At 49.7% G+C, this 19,250-nt stretch carries 22 protein-coding genes and 1 tRNA gene; 20 read left to right on the forward strand and 3 right to left on the reverse strand.

The features are described from left to right. The 6 genes from rsmG to FE783_RS18605 all read left to right on the forward strand — a co-directional run bounded on the left by rsmG (position 1) and on the right by FE783_RS18605 (position 5,394). Positions 1–723: a 16S rRNA (guanine(527)-N(7))-methyltransferase RsmG gene (gene rsmG, locus FE783_RS18580; RefSeq protein ID WP_138880893.1), complete on the forward strand. Its 723-nt coding sequence runs from the start codon at positions 1–3 to the stop codon at positions 721–723. 227 nt (positions 724–950) lie between these two features. Continuing rightward, on the forward strand, positions 951–1,769 hold the full coding sequence (noc, locus tag FE783_RS18585; RefSeq protein WP_138880894.1) for a nucleoid occlusion protein: 819 nt from the start codon (positions 951–953) through the stop codon (positions 1,767–1,769). A 169-nt stretch (positions 1,770–1,938) separates the two neighbouring features. After that, the gene (locus FE783_RS18590) at positions 1,939–2,700 is read left to right on the forward strand and encodes a ParA family protein (RefSeq protein WP_138881123.1); all 762 of its coding nucleotides are present in this window, start codon (positions 1,939–1,941) and stop codon (positions 2,698–2,700) included. Further along, positions 2,693–3,547 (forward strand): ParB/RepB/Spo0J family partition protein, encoded by an 855-nt coding sequence (locus tag FE783_RS18595; RefSeq protein ID WP_138880895.1) that lies wholly within the window; start codon positions 2,693–2,695, stop codon positions 3,545–3,547. The genes FE783_RS18590 and FE783_RS18595 overlap by 8 nt, the downstream gene beginning before the upstream one ends. Before the next feature lie 136 nt (positions 3,548–3,683). Further along, positions 3,684–4,844, forward strand: coding sequence for an aminotransferase class V-fold PLP-dependent enzyme (locus FE783_RS18600; protein ID WP_138880896.1), 1,161 nt, complete (start codon positions 3,684–3,686; stop codon positions 4,842–4,844). 46 nt (positions 4,845–4,890) lie between these two features. Continuing rightward, complete coding sequence (locus FE783_RS18605) at positions 4,891–5,394, forward strand: DUF4446 family protein (protein ID WP_158301899.1); 504 nt, start codon at positions 4,891–4,893, stop codon at positions 5,392–5,394. On the opposite strand, the gene yyaC is transcribed toward FE783_RS18605, so the two are convergent. Further along, positions 5,363–5,971, reverse strand: a complete 609-nt coding sequence (gene yyaC, locus FE783_RS18610; RefSeq protein WP_138880898.1) for a spore protease YyaC — start codon at positions 5,969–5,971, stop codon at positions 5,363–5,365. The two genes, FE783_RS18605 and yyaC, sit on opposite strands and share 32 nt — an antisense overlap. A 179-nt stretch (positions 5,972–6,150) precedes the next feature. On the opposite strand from yyaC, the gene FE783_RS18615 reads away from it, so the two are divergent. From FE783_RS18615 to FE783_RS18630, 4 genes are all read left to right on the forward strand, one after another. Beyond that, entirely contained in the window at positions 6,151–6,405 is a 255-nt protein-coding gene (locus tag FE783_RS18615; RefSeq protein ID WP_138880899.1) for a putative Se/S carrier protein, read from the forward strand. Positions 6,406–6,421: 16 nt separating this feature from the next. After that, on the forward strand, positions 6,422–7,288 hold the full coding sequence (locus FE783_RS18620; RefSeq protein ID WP_238403150.1) for a mechanosensitive ion channel family protein: 867 nt from the start codon (positions 6,422–6,424) through the stop codon (positions 7,286–7,288). A 25-nt stretch (positions 7,289–7,313) separates the two neighbouring features. Beyond that, positions 7,314–7,541, forward strand: coding sequence for a DUF951 domain-containing protein (locus FE783_RS18625; protein ID WP_138880900.1), 228 nt, complete (start codon positions 7,314–7,316; stop codon positions 7,539–7,541). A gap of 96 nt (positions 7,542–7,637) precedes the next feature. Then, positions 7,638–7,728, forward strand: a tRNA-Ser gene (locus tag FE783_RS18630). 612 nt (positions 7,729–8,340) lie between these two features. Here FE783_RS18630 and FE783_RS18635 read toward each other — a convergent pair. Continuing rightward, positions 8,341–8,526 carry a YjzC family protein gene (locus FE783_RS18635; protein ID WP_138880901.1) on the reverse strand — a complete coding sequence of 62 codons (186 nt, stop codon included), beginning with the start codon at positions 8,524–8,526 and terminating at the stop codon, positions 8,341–8,343. Between the two features lie 243 nt (positions 8,527–8,769). On the opposite strand from FE783_RS18635, the gene rpsF reads away from it, so the two are divergent. The 4 genes from rpsF to FE783_RS18655 all read left to right on the forward strand — a co-directional run bounded on the left by rpsF (position 8,770) and on the right by FE783_RS18655 (position 10,564). Continuing rightward, positions 8,770–9,054, forward strand: a complete 285-nt coding sequence (gene rpsF, locus FE783_RS18640) for a 30S ribosomal protein S6 (RefSeq protein WP_138880902.1) — start codon at positions 8,770–8,772, stop codon at positions 9,052–9,054. Positions 9,055–9,100: 46 nt separating this feature from the next. Beyond that, positions 9,101–9,598 carry a single-stranded DNA-binding protein gene (gene ssb / locus FE783_RS18645; RefSeq protein WP_138880903.1) on the forward strand — a complete coding sequence of 166 codons (498 nt, stop codon included), beginning with the start codon at positions 9,101–9,103 and terminating at the stop codon, positions 9,596–9,598. A 21-nt stretch (positions 9,599–9,619) separates the two neighbouring features. Next, complete coding sequence (gene rpsR / locus FE783_RS18650) at positions 9,620–9,895, forward strand: 30S ribosomal protein S18 (protein ID WP_138880904.1); 276 nt, start codon at positions 9,620–9,622, stop codon at positions 9,893–9,895. A 171-nt stretch (positions 9,896–10,066) separates the two neighbouring features. Then, positions 10,067–10,564, forward strand: a complete 498-nt coding sequence (locus tag FE783_RS18655; protein ID WP_158301900.1) for an RNA polymerase sigma factor — start codon at positions 10,067–10,069, stop codon at positions 10,562–10,564. A 51-nt stretch (positions 10,565–10,615) separates the two neighbouring features. Here FE783_RS18655 and FE783_RS18660 read toward each other — a convergent pair whose 3' ends face one another. Next, positions 10,616–11,848: an SGNH/GDSL hydrolase family protein gene (locus FE783_RS18660; protein WP_158301901.1), complete on the reverse strand. Its 1,233-nt coding sequence runs from the start codon at positions 11,846–11,848 to the stop codon at positions 10,616–10,618. A gap of 230 nt (positions 11,849–12,078) precedes the next feature. On the opposite strand from FE783_RS18660, the gene FE783_RS18665 reads away from it, so the two are divergent. The 6 genes from FE783_RS18665 to FE783_RS18690 all read left to right on the forward strand — a co-directional run bounded on the left by FE783_RS18665 (position 12,079) and on the right by FE783_RS18690 (position 19,192). Further along, complete coding sequence (locus FE783_RS18665; protein ID WP_138880907.1) at positions 12,079–13,014, forward strand: DUF2232 domain-containing protein; 936 nt, start codon at positions 12,079–12,081, stop codon at positions 13,012–13,014. 19 nt (positions 13,015–13,033) lie between these two features. Then, positions 13,034–14,995, forward strand: coding sequence for a DHH family phosphoesterase (locus FE783_RS18670; RefSeq protein WP_138880908.1), 1,962 nt, complete (start codon positions 13,034–13,036; stop codon positions 14,993–14,995). Then, positions 14,992–15,435 carry a 50S ribosomal protein L9 gene (rplI, locus tag FE783_RS18675; RefSeq protein ID WP_138880909.1) on the forward strand — a complete coding sequence of 148 codons (444 nt, stop codon included), beginning with the start codon at positions 14,992–14,994 and terminating at the stop codon, positions 15,433–15,435. The genes FE783_RS18670 and rplI overlap by 4 nt, the downstream gene beginning before the upstream one ends. A gap of 28 nt (positions 15,436–15,463) precedes the next feature. Next, a complete protein-coding gene (dnaB, locus tag FE783_RS18680) occupies positions 15,464–16,831 on the forward strand; it encodes a replicative DNA helicase (protein WP_138880910.1) in 1,368 nt (455 codons plus the stop codon). Positions 16,832–17,036: 205 nt separating this feature from the next. After that, positions 17,037–18,323 (forward strand): adenylosuccinate synthase, encoded by a 1,287-nt coding sequence (locus FE783_RS18685; protein ID WP_138880911.1) that lies wholly within the window; start codon positions 17,037–17,039, stop codon positions 18,321–18,323. A 299-nt stretch (positions 18,324–18,622) separates the two neighbouring features. Further along, complete coding sequence (locus FE783_RS18690; RefSeq protein ID WP_138880912.1) at positions 18,623–19,192, forward strand: hypothetical protein; 570 nt, start codon at positions 18,623–18,625, stop codon at positions 19,190–19,192. The last annotated feature ends 58 nt before the right edge of the window (positions 19,193–19,250 follow it).

Consider the following 19,250-nt stretch of genomic DNA (forward strand, 5'->3'; position numbering starts at 1 on the left):
ATGGACGAAGTGAGAAAAGGCTTTGAAGAGTTATTGGCGGAGAAACAAATCGTTTTATCCGAGAGGCAGTGGAATCAATTCGAGATTTACTTCCGCGAGCTGGTGTCGTGGAATGAGAAAATGAATTTGACCGGAATAACAGAGAGAGAGCAAGTGTATATTAAGCACTTCTACGATTCGCTCTCTCTTTCTTTTTTTGTGCCCATGTCCGAAGTTGTGACGTTAGCGGATATCGGATCGGGGGCGGGTTTTCCAAGCATTCCGCTGAAAATCGTATATCCGCATCTCCGAGTGACGATTATCGATTCGCTGAACAAACGGATTCAATTTCTCGATCATCTCGTAAAATCGCTTGAACTCGAGCACGTTCAATGCATTCATGGAAGGGCGGAAGACTTGGCGAGGAAAGCCGAGCTAAGAGATTCGTTCGATCTTGTCACGGCCAGGGCCGTTGCCCGTATGAATGTACTGAACGAGTTTTGTCTTCCATTTGTCAAAGCTTCCGGATTATTCGCTGCGATGAAGGGGTCTGACCCCGATGAGGAACTGCAGGAGGCTGTATTTAGCTTAAAGCAGCTACGCGGTGAGACGAAGTCGGTGTTTCGATTCGAGCTTCCAGTGGAACAGTCTACGCGGCATATCATTTTGATCCACAAAACCGGCAGCACTCCGGCAAAGTATCCGCGCAAAGCGGGTACTCCATTAAAACAACCGCTAGTTTAAATAAGTGATCTTATGAAGTATTAAGCCCGAGGTATTGTTTCACGTGGAACATTCACAAATGTTTATTATAGTCAGGCAGGAAATCGCTAATATTTGGAGAATTAATATAGTATAAGTCCGTTCAAGTTAGATTGGTAGGATGACTGCGAAGAGCCGCGGAATCTGGATGGGGAACCCTCGGACAAGGCTTTCATTGCAACGAAAGGAATTGGGTGATTGGTTTCCATATGAAAGAACAAATCTCCAAACTATTCGGGTTCTCGGAGCGAACGAACCAAGATGAAGTGAAAAATATTGCCGTTCGAGAAATCGTGCCGAGTCCATATCAACCGAGAACTATATTTGACGACGACCGTATTGACGAGCTGTGTCAAACCATTAAGACACATGGTATCATTCAACCTATCGTGGTTCGAATCCGGAATCAAAAGTACGAAATTATTGCCGGGGAACGAAGATGGAGGGCAGTCAAAAAGCTCGGTTTAGATACGGTGCCGGCTATCGTTAGAGAATTTAACGATGCACAAGCGGCATCTATTGCTCTAATAGAAAATTTACAGCGTGAAGGACTAACCGCGCTGGAAGAAGCGATCGCTTATCAGCAATTGATGGAGATACACGGATTAACGCAAGAAAGCTTGGCGCAACGGCTAGGTAAAAGCCAATCGACGATAGCTAATAAAATTAGACTGCTGCAGCTTAGCGAACCTGTGAAGCAATCTCTTCTTGAACGGAAAATAACAGAGCGTCATGCAAGAGCGCTCCTTGCATTGGATAGCGAGGAGCTCCAGCTTAAAGTGTTAAATGACATCATTACAAAAGAATTGAATGTTAAGCAAACCGAAGCAAGAGTGAATTATTATAAGGAAGCTGCGGCCATAAAGAAGAGCAAACGAATATCGTTCTCGAAAGATATTCGTTTGGCTTTGAATACGATTCGTCAGTCGGTGGAAATGGTTGCGGGATCAGGACTGCAAATTAAGACTGACGAGAAAGATCATGAAGATCATTATGAAATCGTGATTCGCATCCCAAAAAAACATTAAATGTTCACGAACAACCATCAAGCTCCAATAATTGGGGCTTCTTTTTGTTCCAGGTCTTTTTTAAAACGGGTAGACGTGTTATCATATATAAGTTAGAGATATTACGGGGGATTGTCGGAGTGGAGTACACGGCAGTGCTGTGTATGCATTATTGATTGAGGTGAATATGTTGGCGAAAATAATAGCCGTTGCAAATCAGAAGGGCGGAGTAGGGAAAACGACAACTTCCGTTAATTTGGGTGCTTGTTTGGCCACACTTGGAAAAAGAGTGTTGCTAGTCGATATCGATCCGCAAGGGAATACGACAAGCGGAGTAGGAATCAACAAAGCCGATGTCGTGTATTGTATTTATGATGTTATTATTAATGATGTTCATCCGAAAGATGCGATTGTAGATAGCGCAATAGAGAATTTGAAAGTCATACCGGCTACGATCCAACTGGCAGGCGCAGAAATTGAACTTGTTCCGACCATATCTCGTGAAGTACGATTGAAGAAATCGTTGCAGCTAGTGAAGCATATGTTTGATTACATATTGATTGATTGTCCGCCATCGCTCGGTATTTTGACAATTAATTCATTGACTGCCGCCGATTCTGTGATCATTCCGATACAATGTGAATACTACGCGCTCGAAGGGTTAAGCCAGTTGTTAAATACGGTCAGACTCGTGCAGAAACATTTAAATACGAGCCTTCAAATTGAGGGTGTATTGTTGACAATGTTTGATGCCAGAACGAATTTGGGTATTCAGGTTATTGAAGAAGTGAAGAAATATTTTCAGCAAAAGGTGTATCAAACGATTATCCCTCGCAATGTCCGCTTAAGTGAGGCTCCCAGTCATGGGCAATCCATTATTACTTATGATCCACGCTCGAAAGGTGCGGAAGTATATTTGGAATTGGCGAAGGAAGTGATCTCCTATGAGTAAACGCCTCGGAAAAGGATTGGACGCTCTTATCCCGTCGCTTCATGTAAGCGATGACGATAAAGTAATCGAGATTCCTTTGAAGGAGCTTCGTCCTAATCCATATCAGCCCCGAAAAACGTTTAATGAAGATTCGATCGGCGAATTGGCGCAATCGATCAAGGAACACGGAGTTATACAACCGATTATCGTCCGGACCGTATTAAGAGGATATGAAATAATTGCAGGGGAACGGCGTTTTCGTGCATCCCAACAATGCGGACTTGAAAAAATACCGGCTGTTATTCGGAAGTTTTCGGACCAGCAGGTTATGGAAATTGCACTCATAGAAAACGTACAACGCGAAGATTTGAACGCCATTGAAATTGCAAATGCGTACCAAGCATTAGTCGAACAATTTCAATTCACACAAGAAGAGTTGTCCGTTAAGGTTGGGAAAAGTCGTTCTCATATTGCGAACTTTCTGAGGCTGCTGCAGCTGCCTGAAGATGTGAAGCAACATGTTTCACGTGGAACATTATCGATGGGTCATGCAAGAGCGATCGTCGGTGTGAAGGACGATAAAACCAAAAAAGAGCTCGCCAATATGACAGTGAAAAATGAATGGAGCGTCCGCTTTCTCGAGGATTATATTAAACAGATGGAAGAAGAGAAGCAGCCGCAAAAAGATAAAGCCAAAGAAAAGAGAAAAGACCCTTATATCGATCAACTGGAAGAATCGTTAAGAGATCGTTATCGGACGACAGTGAAAATTAAACATCAGAACGATAAAGGTAAAATCGAACTGCTCTACTATTCAAAGGATGATTTGGAACGATTGCTGGACATATTACAGGGCAAAATAAGTTGACGACGTCACGAATGGCATACCAAAGCTCATCTCCAAAAGGGGTGTGATGTGGTATGCTTTTTCAACGGTCCTGAATGGAATAGGTTCCATGTACGGGATTATGACGGCCGAACCAGAGTAGGGAGCTGATGCATGAATGAATATTAAATATTTCGACAATGCAGCGTCATCTTGGCCGAAGCCGCCCTCCGTGTTGGAAGCGATGACTGCGAGTATGCAAATAGGTGCCAATCCCGGAAGAGGGAGTCACCAAATGGCTGTCAAGGCGAGCAGAATATTGTTCGAGACACGAAGCGTAATTGCTAAGCTTCTGGGAATTAATAATCCGAATGACATATCTTACGCACTTAACACGACGATGGCGCTTAATCAAGCGATTAAAGGTTTTGTGAAAAAAGGCGATCATGTTATATGCACAAATGTCGAACACAATTCCGTGCGAAGGCCGTTGGAATATTTGAAGACGGAAAAAGAGGTTCAGGTTACATACGTTGAAGCCGACCCTAAAGGACAAGTGAAAGTCCAAGACGTCGAGAACGCATTCCAAACCAATACTACGCTAGTCGTATGCAATCATAGCTCCAACTTGCTAGGTACAATACTCCCGATTGAACAAATAGCCGAAATTGTCAAAAAGAAAGGCGCCAAGCTGCTCGTCGACGGTGCGCAAACCGCCGGCATTATCCCGATCCATGTGCAGCGGATGGGAATCGACATGTTTGCTTTCCCAGGTCATAAAGGATTGCTTGGGCCACAAGGGACAGGGGGGCTCTATATTAGCTCGGACCTGGAACTGAAGCCGCTGCTACATGGGGGGACGGGGAGTCAGTCGGAATCGATCGTGCAGCCTGCGGTAAGGCCGGACCGATACGAGTCCGGGACGCAAAATACGGTAGGAGTGGCAGGCCTGAAGGAGGGAGTCAAATTTATCCTGAATGAGGGTGTAGAGACAATCCATAATAAAGAATGGGAGCAAATCCAGAGGCTGATGGAGGGGCTAAAGTCCATCGAAGGCGTTCGCCTGCTGGGGCCGGATCTGGGCGAGCCAAAGACCGGAATTGCTGCATTTGTGCTTGATAAAGCCGATTCTTCGGAAGTGGCTTTCATTCTGGACCAAAGCTTCCAAATTGCAGTTAGGGCCGGATATCATTGTACGCCGCTAGCTCATGAGGCGGCCGGAACGATGGAGACGGGAGCAGTCAGGGCAAGTATCGGATACTTTACGACAAATACGGAACTAGACGATTTTATTGGTGCGGTTCGGGAAATATCAAAGCATTACCGACAAATGGTTTGATGAATCTCCAGCCAAACGATACAGAGGAAGAAAGGAAAAACCGAGCGTGAACGAATGGGTGGAATTGTTGCTCGAACCGACCTATTTACTTATAATCGCACTGTTCGTTATTATTGTACTAGGCATTGCAATTCTTGCATTGTGGGTTAAGCTGAATAGGCTTAGAAAGACGTATGTCAAAATGATGGACAGTATGAACGTCACCGACCTAGAGCAAGTATTGACACAGCTAAAGGAAAATGTAGAGCTGGCGGCTGCTAGAACGGAAGCGCAAGATGTCCGATTGAATGCGATGGAATCTGCGATGAAGACGATGAACTCGCGAGTTGGAGTAAAGCGATTCAATGCTTTTGGCGATTCGGGATCGAACATGAGCTTTTCCGTCGCCTTACTGAGCGAACAGCAGGATGGAGTCGTATTGACCGGGATCCATAGCCGCAATGAAACGTATATGTATGCTAAACCGATCGCAAGAGGAAAATCCGACTACAGGCTGTCACCGGAGGAGGAAGAGGCAATCAATCAATGTGCTCAGCCTGAGCCGAAGTAATGCGTCTCGCTAGCATAAGAGAGCGGAATATGGAGCGAGAAATAATTTCTGACATTCTCATGACGACACTCAGTCTTGTATTTTGCAGCACAAAATATTCCATGAAGCCGCCGACGTTGACAATCCCCGTTACATGCATATTGCCAAGGGGAGGAAGTTCTTTTTGCACACCAGCTCCCGGCTTGACCGGACCGTCGGCTACTGTTATGCATCCGACACTGGAAACTTGGCCAAGGCATGCATCGATTGCGACTACAAATGGGGAATCATACAAACGTTCGATTTCCGATATCGATTCGTTCAAATTCATCGCATGTACCGGCTCGTCCAGCGTGCCGAATAAATGCAGTCCGCTGTAGTGATGCTTTTGCAGGTGAGTGCCGATTAGCGGTCCAAGCGAATCGCCGGTCGATCGGTCTGTGCCGATACATACGAATACGATTTGTTGACGGGCAGGAACTTGGGCGAAATATTGATACAAACGCTGGGTCAAGGAATCTACGACATCCGGGTCGCTGTAATTGAATCGGTAAGAAGCGGGATCGTTTTTATTGAATAAACCGAGCGAAAACTTCATGGACGTTCCTCCCAGAGCTTGTTAATGTTACGTTGTCGTTCATGTTGGTCGATTTCTTGTTTTCTACTAGTATACGAAAAAGAGATCCTATTTATACGTGTGCAAAAGAGAGAATCGGAAACATTTGGACCGTATAAGAAGCTGAAGTGTCGACTTAGTTTGTAAGGCGGGGGTTTGAGATGGAAGAAACGTTGCTGATAGCATTCGATTCAACCCAGCAGGCGTTGAGAACGGAGATGCTGCTTGAATATGCGGATGTGGAAATCGATATACGGCCGACGCCGAAAGAAATAACGGCAGGCTGTGCCTTATCGATCGATTTTCCCGCGGAGCAGTTGGATACCGTGGCAAGCATAATACGAGACGAAAAAGTAGAAATTCGCGGAATTTTCAGAAAATTAAACGGCGGTTACGTTAAGATCGCGTTAGCTTGAATCGGGAGGGGAAACGTTGGATAAACATAAAGCCATAACCATGCTGCTGGATGTAAGCGGATGGGTTCAATTTAAACAAAATACGTGGGACTATATTATTAATCCGGATAATTGGACGACATGGTTAACGATCTTAATCAAAGTAGCCGTCATTTATATTATGGGACGTATCGTCAATGCGATTACAAGACGGGCTGTTGCGCATATGGTGCAGGAGCGAGAGAAGAGCCCTCTCAAGTTCGATCCGAGAAGAACGAAAACAATCGGAAAGTTAATCGGGAGCTTAGTTTCTTCAACGGTCAGTTTCTTTGTCATCATATTGATATTGTCTCAATTCGGATTTAACTTGGGCCCGATCTTAGCCGGCGCCGGAGTGCTCGGGCTTGCGATCGGATTCGGAGCTCAGAGCTTGGTTAAAGATGTGATAACCGGATTTTTTATTATTTTCGAGGATCAGTTTGCGGTAGGAGACGTTATTCAGACTGGGAATTTCAAAGGTACGGTCGAAGAAATCGGCATTCGCGTAACCCGTATCCGCAATTGGACGGGAGAAGTTCATATCATCCCGAATGGGCTTATAACGCAAGTAACGAACTTCTCGAGCCATAATTCGTTGGCTGTGGTCGATGTGACCGTAGCCTATGAAGCGGACCTGGAGAAGGCGCTGCAGGCGACTAAGGAGACGGTTCGGCGCGTCTATGAGAGCAGCGATCTTATTGTGAAGGAGCCGAGCGTGCTAGGAGTGCAAACGGTGACCAATACGGATGTAACGCTGCGTATATCGGCGGAATGCCGTCCTAACGCCCAAGCGGAAGTGATGAGAGCGCTCAATGTAGAATTGATGAAGGCGTTGGACCAGCTCGGCTTTAAGAAAATAGGCTGACGGAACGAAGAACGGAGGGAACCGGTTGGAGAAAAAGAAATTCGATCTCGGAGACGTCGTGCAAATGAAAAAACCGCATCCCTGCGGAACGAACGAATGGGAAATCATTCGCATGGGCATGGATATTCGAATCAAATGTGTGCATTGCAAGCATAGCGTACTAATCCCTCGTGCGGAATTCGAGAAAAAAATGAAAAAAGTGCTGAAATCGGCCTCGCCGGTGGACGAACTAAACGACACGGAAGCGCCATAAAAAGAATTGAATGTGAATGGACAAAACCCCTTGCGGAATTATAGGATAGTGTGCTATAATTCTTCTTGTCCTCATTTTTTAGAGGCGGGCCAACACGGAAAGGTACCCAAGAGGCCCAAGGGGGCTGACTCGAAATCAGCTAGGCGTCGCAAGGCGTGCGTGGGTTCGAATCCCACCCTTTCCGCCATACATACGAAGCGAACGGCTCAGAGATGAGTCGTTTTTTTGTTTGCTCGGCATTATTTATAAATAAAAAAACCGCTGTTCATTCAATGAGCTCTAGCGGTTTTTTTATTATATATTCACATGTGTGTAAGTGACTAAACCGCAACTAAATATGAAGTTATCCACATGTGGATAACGTTAAAAAAAGCAACAGTAAGGAACTACTTGTTGCTGTCGGTGAAGTATTCCATGATGTCGTGGAATGTACTCTCGATATTCTTTTTCTTTGGCAAACTGATTTAATGTATCCAGAATGGCGACAACGGTCGATTTGCATGGAACCCATCCCGTGTCCCTTTTCCCTAAGTCATACTCTAAAAGTAATAGTTAATGTGAAATACGTCAATAAATCTAGTATCATTCAAGACCTTACTTATTATTTTGAACATTTTATAATGAACCGCTCGGACGAAGTCGGGGCAAGTATAAAGCGCTGTCTTTGGCGATTCGGGATATTTTTACTCGACGGGAGTTACTTGGGTCAACAACTTAGAAAATGAGCGCAGTAGGATTGTAAGCAGTTCGAAAGAAAACAAGCCTTCTCGCCAAGAGAAAGGCTTGCGGATACCAAAAGTCAGTCGTTTCCTTTCTTCGTCCATTTGCGGTCCTTATTCGTTGTCTCCGGGAATTTCTCGCCTTGCTCCAGATGAATTTGTTTCGGATTCGTGATGCCCATATGGAAATCGTTCTCGCCGATCTCGATGTAGGTTCCGCTGTTCGGCGCTTTAGCGCCTGGCTTAAACTCGGTTTGTTCTCCCATAGTGTCACCTCCCGGCCAAGGTTGAATGGCGATACTTCCTTTAGATTGCATAAGCGGGCACCAAAACATGCCCGGAGCTGAAGTCCATTTTTTGCAAATGAGTTCTTTCAAAATAACCGGCCGTTTCGCTTGTGTTGCCCGGTTTGTTTTGATATAGTTATATGGTGCGAGTTTTGACAGCAAAGCCCGCTCCTTGCTTCCGGCAACCCGGAAGCCGCTAAGTCCAAAGGGAGGTGAATATTCATGCGCAAATACGAAGTGATGTACATCATTCGCTCTGACATCGAGCAAGAGGCTGTTCAAGCGACGATCGAGAAATTCCAAGGCATCATCAACAACGGTGGCGAAATTACAAAGCATGACGTAATGGGCAAGCGCCGTCTTGCGTATGAGATCAACAAGTTCCGCGACGGGATTTACGTGTTGGTGCATTTCAACGCGGGTTCCGAAGTCATTACGGAGCTTGACCGCGTAATGAAGATTTCCGACGAAATCATTCGTTACCTGATCGTCAAAGACGTAGCTTAATCGTTGCATGTATGTGATGTAGTCGATCGTTAGGGAGGGATTTCGATTGTTGAACCGTGTTATTCTGATCGGCAGGCTTACGCGCGATCCGGAGCTGCGGTACACGCCGGCAGGCGTAGCCGTTACGCAGTTCACGATTGCGGTGGACCGACCGTTCTCGAACCAGCAAAACCAGCGTGAAGCCGACTTTATCCCGGTAGTGACCTGGCGCCAATTGGCGGAAACTTGCGCGAATTACTTGCGCAAAGGCCGATTGACCGCAGTGGAAGGCCGGATTCAAGTACGCAACTACGACAACAACGAAGGCAAGCGGGTATACGTGACCGAAGTGATAGCCGACAACGTGCGATTCCTGGAATCGGCGAACAGCGGAGCGAACCGTGACGAGTTCGGCGGTGGCGGAAGCAGCGGCGGCGGCAATAGCGGTGGAAGCGGTGGAGGAAACGGCGGCGGCAACCGATACGGCGGAGCTCGGGACAATCAGGATCCGTTCTCAGACGACGGAAAACCCATCGATATTTCCGATGATGATTTGCCATTCTAGGCAGAAAGGAATGAATCTCGCATGAACAACAGACGTGAGGGTGGAGAAGACCGCGGCGAACGCAAGTTCTCCAAAAAAGGCGGACGCAACAAGCGCCGCAAAGTTTGTTACTTCACAGCTAACAAAATCACTCACATTGACTATAAAGACATCGAAACGCTGAAGAAATTCATCAGCGAGCGTGGCAAAATCTTGCCTCGCCGTGTCACTGGCACTTCCGCGAAATATCAGCGGATGCTGACGATTGCCATCAAACGCTCTCGTCAAATCGCTTTGCTGCCGTATACGACGGAGTAGAGCTCCAATAAGCAATAAAGAGGCAGGGCGGACACGCCCTGTCTTTTCTTTTTCATTAGGCAGGTTACGTAATTAAGAGAAAGTTAAGAATTACGGCTCATTCTCCTTAAGGTTTGCGCTGTACAATTAAGGCGTACCTACTAAGAGAAGATGAAAGAGGCTGGACCGGATATGACACAAGCTGAAGAACAAATGTTCCAACATGTATATAAGCAATACCAAGTACCCCTGTACCGCTATTTGGCACGCAGAACGGGAAATGATAGCGACGCCGCCGATTTGGCTCAAGAAACATTCGTTCGCATGTACGAGAAGCGGGTTCAGCCGGAAACCGCGAAGGCATGGCTGTTCAAAACGGGCTATCATTTGTTCGTCGACCAATGGCGCAAAAAACGGAGATCGGTTCATGTACCGCTAGAGTCGATACCCGACATGCCGGTACTGGATATATCGCCCGAAGGGGCGGCCGTAGGAGCCGAGCTGCGGATGGAAATAAGGCAGGCTCTGAACGAGCTGAAGCCGAGAGACCGCCAGGTGCTCTTAATGCTCATACAGCGGGGGCTCAGTTACAAGGAAATCGCGGAACATATCGGGGTTACGGAAAATGCGATCAAAACGTTAGTACACCGAGCGCGCAAACGGATGCGCGAACTGATGGAAGCGAGATGAGAAATTGGATATAACGTAGAAGGCCACCCGGTTCGGGTGGCCTGTTGCATTTTACGGATTAATGTACGCGGTCCGGCTCTGCCCGACGTATTGCACGTCGAAGCCGAGCCCTTCGGCCATCAGGCGAAGAGGAATGTATGTTTTCGTCTCTCCGGCGCTTTCGTGGGAATGGGGAGGCGCGGACTCGATCTGCTTCGGAACGCCATTAATGACTATCGTAGTCGAGTCGATCGTGAGAGCGACGCTTTTGCCTTTGTAGCGGACGGTAGCTGTCTTGGTCGAGTCTTCCCATTCGACGGTTGCTCCGAGTCCTTCCGAATACTCGCGAAGCGGCACGAACGTACTGTCTTGGATCAACGCCGGCAAATGCACCGTATCGATCGTGCGTCCACCTACGACGACCGTAATCGGATCGGTTTTGGCCATATTGCTCCGGTATTCGCCCCAGATCGATTTCGCGAAAATTTCGGCCATTTTTTCGTAGCCGCTTTGGTTCGGATGAATGTCACGAACCGCTATATGCGAGTACAAGCCTTCGTTGCCTACGAAAGCCGCGGCTACGGGAACGGCAGTTACATTGAAGTTGTTTTTGCGGAACGACTGCTCGACCTGCTTCAACGTCGCCGTGAACTGATCTTTCAGTTTCTGCGCCTTCGGGTACTCGGTCTTCATTACGGCCGGGATCGGAGAGTATTGGTCGGCTACATAGACGCGGACGTTTTTGTTGATCGTGAATATGTTTTGGAGTACGGAGGTCAAATTATCGGTATAGGTTTTCATCCAATTGGCGGAGAATGCAGCAAGCCCGGCGTCGTCCATCGTGGCGAGCTCCGTTACGATGCTCGTGCCGATATCGTTGCCGCCGATTGTAATGGTGATCAAGGTGGCAGCCGCAATATCCGCCTTTATTTTCGGCATATCGCTAACGACTTGATCGGCCCGCGGATCGGGCAGCTTCGGCTGAATGTCGGCGCCGCTCACTTTCTTGCCATCGACGACTGCTTGCAGCATCGTCTTCAGGCCGGTACTGGTCAGCCCTCCGATTCCATAATTTGTCGCGGTGGCACGACCGTGCAGAAGCGCTTGCTCGTACAGGCGATCGGAATAGCCGTAAGGCACGGAGGCCGTTGTCATCCCCGGCTCGAATCCGATCGCGAGGGAATCGCCGAAGACAACATATTTTTCCGTGGACGGGGAGCCGGCGTCGGCAGCCAGGGCAGTTGGCGCAACGAGGGCAAGCAGCAGGCAGAAAGTCAAAACAAAGGAGAACAGTCGTTTGTTCAAGGGTGTCCCTCCCGTAATCATATCAATCTTTTGTACAAACAATTCGCTTTCGCCGGGGGATTCACCTTCTTTACGATAACTGGAAAATCGTGTTTTTTGCGGCAGTCCGGCGGACGGGACAGTCCCTGTCGTTTGTGCTATAATTTGTATCATAGCCGAACAAATGGAGCCGTTGTCTGGGAGCTGCGGAATCGGAATCGGAACAACCTGATTCATTAAGAGGTGACGTTTTGGTAAACAAGCAGGCTTTGCTTTGGAGCCTCATTCTTGTGGTGCTGCTCCTGCTCATTTTTACTCCATTGATCATGGTGGCGATCAGTTTGGCCATGATTCCGGTGGTCTATTTATTTGTCAAATTGGACACGAAACGATTTGTTCTTTATTATGTACTGTCACTGTTGGTCGTTTATGCCCTGACCGCGGCATTCGGAGCGGGTATTTTGGGCACGATCGCCTCGATTTTCTCGTTGTTTCTTCTTATTCCTAGCATCGTGATGGGAATCATGTACCGGAGGAAGGCATCGGCGCGTTCGGTCATCACGGGCGGGTCTGTGGCGCTTCTGGCGCAGCTGCTTCTGTTTCTGCTGCTCCTTACGCTGTTCGGGGTCCATGTCACGGATGAGATGCGGGAATTCGTCAGAGGCAGTCTGGATACGTTCCCGTCCGAGTTCAAACAAATGCTGCCGGCTAACTTGATCGAGCAAGTGATCGAGATGATGATTCAACTGCTGCCGTTGTATTTGATCGGCTTGTCGTTCTATTACAGTGTCGTAACCCACTGGTTGGCGCGGAAGGTGCTTAACCGCAGCGGGGAGTCGATTCCGGGCATGAAGCCGGCCAAAGAGTGGATGCTTCCGAAGTCGTTCGTCTGGTATTATTTGATCGCGCTGGTGCTAAGCTTCATTTTCACCGAAGTGAACGGTTCGCTGATTGCGATGGTGCTGCTTAACGTCATTCCGCTCCTTATGTTCGCCTTTGCGATCCAGGCGTTCGGATTCTTCTTCTTCCTCGCCGAGGCAAGGGGATGGGCCAGAGCGGCGCCTGTTACGCTTGTGATCGTATCGATGCTGCTGATGCCGTTTCTGCCGGGATTTATGCAGCTGCTTACTTTACTCGGCTTGTTTGACGTCGCTTTCCCGATCCGAGGCAAGTTGAAGAAATCATAGAAGTTTAGGAGCGAGCCGTATGCCGAAGTTTTTGTTGAATCGATGGCACGGACTTCATATTTATTGGTCGTCGATCGCGATCCTTCTTCTGTCGATCGCGCTCTTCTTTTATGAGTGGGTGCTCGGTGCCGCGGGTCTCGTGATCGGGGGAGTGCTGGCTTATTACACGCTGGCTGCGGAGAGGGCTTTCCGCAAAGGATTGAATCAATATGTCGGGACGTTGTCGCATCGGATCAAGAAAGCGGGCAATGAAGTGTTCAACGAGCTGCCGATCGGCATCGTCCTCTACGACGAAGAGCGGATGATCGAGTGGCATAACGGTTTCGTCGGCAAAATGCTGGAACGCGAATCGGTGATCGGGGAACCGCTGCACGAGATATTACCGGGTTTGAAGGGCAAGGACGATAAAGAAAGCAAGCTCGAACTTACGATCGGCAAACAGATTTACCAGGTGCAGGTGAAGGCCGAGCATCGTCTTCTGTACTTCCAGGACGTAACGGCGCATAAGGCGTTGTCCAAAAAGTACGAGGAAGAAAAAATCGCGATCGGCATCGTCATGCTGGACAATCTGGACGAAGCTACACAAGGAATGGATGACCAGAGCCGCAGCGTCATGCTGGCGAAGGTGACGGGCGAGCTGACCGGATGGGCCCAAAAGTATGGCGTTTACCTTCGTCGTACCGCTTCCGACCGGTTCCTCATTTTCATGAATAACAAATCGCTCAAGCAGCTGGAGCAAACGCGGTTCGAAGTGCTGGACGACGTACGCGATCTGACGATCGAATACAAGCTGCCGCTTACGCTAAGCATCGGGGTAGGCGCGGGGTCGGAAAGTCTGATCGAGCTCGGGCAGCTGGCGCAAACGAGTCTGGACATGTCGCTCGGACGCGGCGGCGACCAGGCGGCGGTTAAAGTCGGACAGCGGCTGTCGTTCTACGGCGGGCGATCGAATGCAGTGGAGAAGCGTACGCGCGTAAGGGCACGGGTCATTTCACACGCGCTGAGGGATTTGATTCGCGATAGCGACAAAGTGGTCATCATGGGTCACCGTATTCCCGATATGGACGCGATCGGAGCCGCTATAGGGGTACTAAAGGCCGTCCAAGTCAGCCAGAAAGAAGGGTATATCGTCCTGGAAGGGATGAACCCGTCCATCTTGAAGCTGATGGAAGCGATCAGAGAGGAAGAGAAGCTGCACAAATGGTTCATTACACCGGAGCAGGCGATGCAGATTACGACACCGCGAAGTTTGGCGGTCGTAGTCGATACGCATAAAGCATCGATGGTCGCCGAACCGAGGCTTCTGCAGCAAACGCACCGCATCATGGTGATCGACCATCATCGGCGAAGCGAGGAATTTCTTAATGATGCCACGCTCGTCTATATGGAGCCGTATGCGTCGTCTACGTGCGAGCTTGTAACCGAGCTGCTGCAATATTTCCACGACCGGCTGTCGATGGATGTGCTGGAGGCGACGTCGTTACTGGCGGGTATTGTAGTCGACACGAAAAGCTTCTCGCTCCGCACCGGCGCGCGAACGTTCGAAGCGGCTTCGTTCCTGCGGCGCAACGGGGCCGATTCCGCGCTCATCCAGCGCATGCTGAAAGAGGACCTGGAGCAGTATATCCGCAAGGCCGAAGTAATCAAGCACGCGGAAATCATGTACGACCATATTGCGGTGGCGGCGACGGCAGCGGGGCGCAAATATTCCCAATTGCTAATTGCGCAAGTAGCCGATACGCTTATCAATATGACGGATATTATGGCTTCATTCGTAGTCAGCGAGCGAACCGACGGGTTGATCGGCATTAGCGCCCGCTCGCTTGGGCAGATCAATGTCCAGGTCGTTATGGAACGGCTCGGAGGCGGCGGTCATTTGACCAACGCTGCGACGCAGCTGGAAGGAACCGTGGACGATGCGCTCGCGAAGCTGAAGCAGGTTTTGAAGCAGATGAATGAAGAGGAGGGGCTGTTCGAATGAAAGTGATTTTTCTGAAAGACGTGAAGGGCCAGGGGAAAAAGGGAGAAGTCAAAGATTTGTCGGAAGGATACGTCCGCAACTTTTTGCTGCCGAAAGGGCTTGTAGCCGCGGCTTCCGAAGGGAACGTCAAGCAGCTGGAGCATCAGAAGCAATCGGAAGCGAAGCGCAAAGATAAGGAAAAGGCGGATGCTCAAGAGCTTGCTGCCAAGCTGGGCGAAATGATCGTCGTCATCAAGTCGAAAGCCGGCGAAGGCGGCAGATTGTTCGGTTCGATTACGAGCAAGCAGATCGCGGAGGAGCTGGAGAAGAAAGGCATCCATCTCGACAAGCGCAAAATCGAAATGAACGATGCGATCCGTTCCCTCGGAACGACGACCGTGAAAGTGAAGCTGTATCCGGAAGTAACGGCCGAGCTTCGGGTTCAAGTGTCGGAAGAATGAGCGGCTTCCGCGAAAGAAGGAGTCTGGCATGAACGGGGAACAGTTACTCGAAAACCGCATTCCGCCCCAAAACCTGGAGGCGGAGCAAGCGGTACTCGGAGCGATCCTGCTCGAAAGCGACTCGCTGATCACGGTCATGGAGCGGGTCGGCAGCGACGACTTCTACCGAACATCTCACCAACATATATTTGGTGCCATGCTGGAGCTCGCGCAGCAGAACGAGCCGATCGATCTGATTACGCTGACCGCCAGGCTGCAGGACAATCAGCAGCTGGAGGATATCGGCGGCGTCAGCTATTTGAGCCAATTGGCCAATGCGGTACCGACTGCGGCGAACGTGGACTATTACGCGCAAATCGTGGAAGAGAAGTCGATGCTTCGCAGACTGATCCGTACGGCGACGCAAATCGTATCGAGCGGATATGCCGGCGAAGACGATGTAAGCAGCTTGCTTGGCGATGCGGAGAAGCGAATTCTGGAAATTTCGCAGCGCCAGTCGGGCAGCGGGTTCATATCCATTCGCGATGTGCTGATGGAAGTGTTCGAGAAGGTCGAGTTTCTATACAGCAATAAAGGCGGGGCGAGCGGAATTCCGTCCGGCTTTCCGGATCTGGACCGGATGACGTCCGGCTTCCAAAGGTCCGACTTAATTATCGTAGCGGCGCGCCCATCCGTAGGGAAGACGGCGTTCTCGCTGAATATCGCCCAAAATGTCGGCGTAAGGGCGAAGGAGACGGTAGCCATCTTCAGTCTCGAGATGGGCGCCGCGCAGCTCGTCCAGCGGATGATATGCGCGGAGGCGAACGTCGATGCGACACGGATGCGTACCGGTCATCTGGAAGGCGATGATTGGGAGAAGCTGACGATGGCGATCGGTACGCTGTCCGAAGCGAACATTTATATTGACGATTCTCCGTCCGTAACCGTAGCCGATATTCGGGCCAAGTGCCGCCGGCTGAAGCAAGAGAAAGGTCTCGGCATGATCTTGATCGACTACTTGCAGCTTATTCAAGGCCGGGGCAAGGCCGGCGAGAACCGGCAGCAGGAAGTATCGGAAATATCCCGGACACTGAAGCAGATCGCGCGTGAGCTGAATGTGCCGGTCATCGCGCTGTCGCAGCTTAGCCGGGGCGTAGAGCAGCGGCAGGACAAGCGGCCGATGATGTCGGACTTGCGGGAATCGGGATCGATCGAGCAGGATGCCGACATCGTGGCGTTTCTGTACCGCGACGACTACTACGACAAAGAGTCCGAGAAGAAAAATATTATCGAAATCATTATTGCCAAGCAGCGGAACGGCCCGGTCGGAACGGTGGAGCTCGCCTTTCTGAAAAACTACAACAAGTTCGTCAGTCTGGACCGCACGCATCAGGAGGCTGCCGCCGGAGCGGGCTGACCTGGCTATAAGCTTTGAAAAATGGCTTCACTTTTGGCGGATTCATAGGTATATGAATAATTTCCGAACAATTATACGGTCATCCGTGTAATTGTTCGTTTTTCATTGACATTACATAGGAGGACTGCTACACTGAAACTGCCGCCTTCGCTATTGCATTGCGGTGATCTCGGTGTGTCGTCACACCATAACTGGGGGTATGCGCATGTCAACCGTAGTTGTAGTCGGATCCCAATGGGGCGATGAAGGAAAAGGCAAAATTACCGACTTTTTGGCCGAATCGGCTGAAGTAGTCGCTCGATATCAAGGCGGGAACAACGCCGGACATACGATTTTGATCCAGGACAAGAAGTACAAGCTGCATTTGATTCCATCCGGAATTTTCTATACGAATAAAATTTGCGTGATCGGCAACGGTATGGTTATCAACCCGGCCGCGCTGATCGAAGAAATCAACTACATTCACGAGAACGGCTTCTCTACGGACAACCTGAAGGTCAGCGACCGCGCTCACGTGATTATGCCGTATCATCTGCTGCTCGACGGGTTGGATGAAGACCGCAAAGGCGCCAACAAGATCGGGACGACGCGCAAAGGGATCGGTCCGTGCTATATGGACAAGGCCGCCCGCAACGGCATTCGCATCGCGGACCTGATGGACGCGGAAGAGTTCGAGCGTAAGCTGCGCCACCTCGTAGCGGAGAAGAATACGCTGATCGAGCAAGTATACGGCGGTAAAGGGCTTGACGCCGATTCGATTCTTACCGAATATTTGGGCTACGCGGAAGTGCTGCGCCGTTATGTAACGGACACTTCGGTAGTTCTGAACGATGCAATCGATCAAGGCAAACGGGTATTGTTCGAAGGCGCGCAAGGCGTTATGCTCGACATCGACCAAGGCACGTATCCGTTCGTTACTTCGTCCAACCCGACGGCGGGCGGCGTATGTATCGGTTCGGGCGTAGGTCCGACCAAAATCCACCAAATTATCGGCGTTGCCAAGGCGTACACGACGCGCGTAGGCGACGGTCCGTTCCCGACCGAGTTGAATAATGAGACGGGCGATTGGATCCGCGAGAAAGGCAACGAATACGGTACGACAACCGGCCGTCCGCGCCGCGTCGGCTGGTTCGACAGTGTCGTCGTTCGGCACGCAAGACGTGTCAGCGGGATTACCGGCTTGTCGCTCAATTCGATCGACGTGCTCTCCGGACTGGACACGGTCAAAATTTGTACCCATTACGAGTATCGCGGGGAAAAGATCGATTATTACCCGGCCAGCCTGAAAATGCTGTCCGAATGCAAAGCCGTATACGAAGAGCTGCCGGGCTGGAACGAAGACATCTCCGGCGCAAGATCGCTCGAGGACCTTCCGGAAGCGGCAAGACATTATGTGGAGCGCGTCTCCCAGCTGAGCGGGATTCCGATCTCGATCTTCTCCGTAGGCCGCAACCGCGAGCAGACGAATCTCGTCCGCCCGGTATACGCGTAATCCTAAATTAAAGAAGCAAGCCGCGCTTTTACGGCCACAGGTCGTGAAAGGCGGCTTTTTTTCGTATACCATTATAAATTTCAGGGTCCCCGCAAGGTATCTGGATAAGCACCGGAGCTTAGGCTTCACTATGTGGGGTTAGTTCGTTTTTCTTTTGTTCCGGTTTCAAGCTCCCCGTTTCCGTCAATACTGGTGATACAAGGAACGCTAGGGAACTTTAACGGAATAACGTTTCTGGTCGTCAGTCAGGGCGGTAATTCCGTTAAAGCTCCTAATCGTCAGAAGGTGGGAACGGAAGCATGAAATTTTTAAGCTGGCTAAGCAAAATGATCGCAACCGTGTTACTAGTCGCAATCGTATCCGCAGCAACTACTTTTTATGTCATGCATGCGTATGTACAGCAAATGTTGAAGTCCTATGAAGCCGTATTGCCGATAAATCAGATTGATCTTACCGAATTTGTTGCAAATTTGTGGAACGGGTCGAATATAGTAGATCAAGGGGGTACGCCGCAAAAAGGAAAGGAGAGGGCGCCGCAGCCCGATTCCAGCACAGGTGTTACACCTCCGCAAGACGAGGCCGTTGCCGCTTGGTCGCAGACCGGTACGGAGGAGGGCCGGGGAAAAGATAAAGTGGTGATCAGTGCCGAACAATTCCAGAAGAAACGCGAAATGCTTTCGGAGGAAGATAAGGTTACCGTTTTTTCGATGCTCATTTCTCAACTGCCGCAAGATGAGCTTCAGCACATATCGACAAAACTCGAGGACGGTCTCACAGCTACGGAGCTTACGGAAATCGAGAAGATCGTGGAACGATACTTGCAGCCGGAGCAAGTTGCAAAATTGATGGATATTGTGAACAAATACTAGAAATGCCAGTTGATCCGATAGCGCCCAATTCCGTTCGTTGTAGATGCCGCCTGCCTTC

The organism is Paenibacillus mesophilus (assembly GCF_005938385.1).
Lineage (GTDB): Bacteria > Bacillota > Bacilli > Paenibacillales > NBRC-103111 > Paenibacillus_AB > Paenibacillus_AB mesophilus.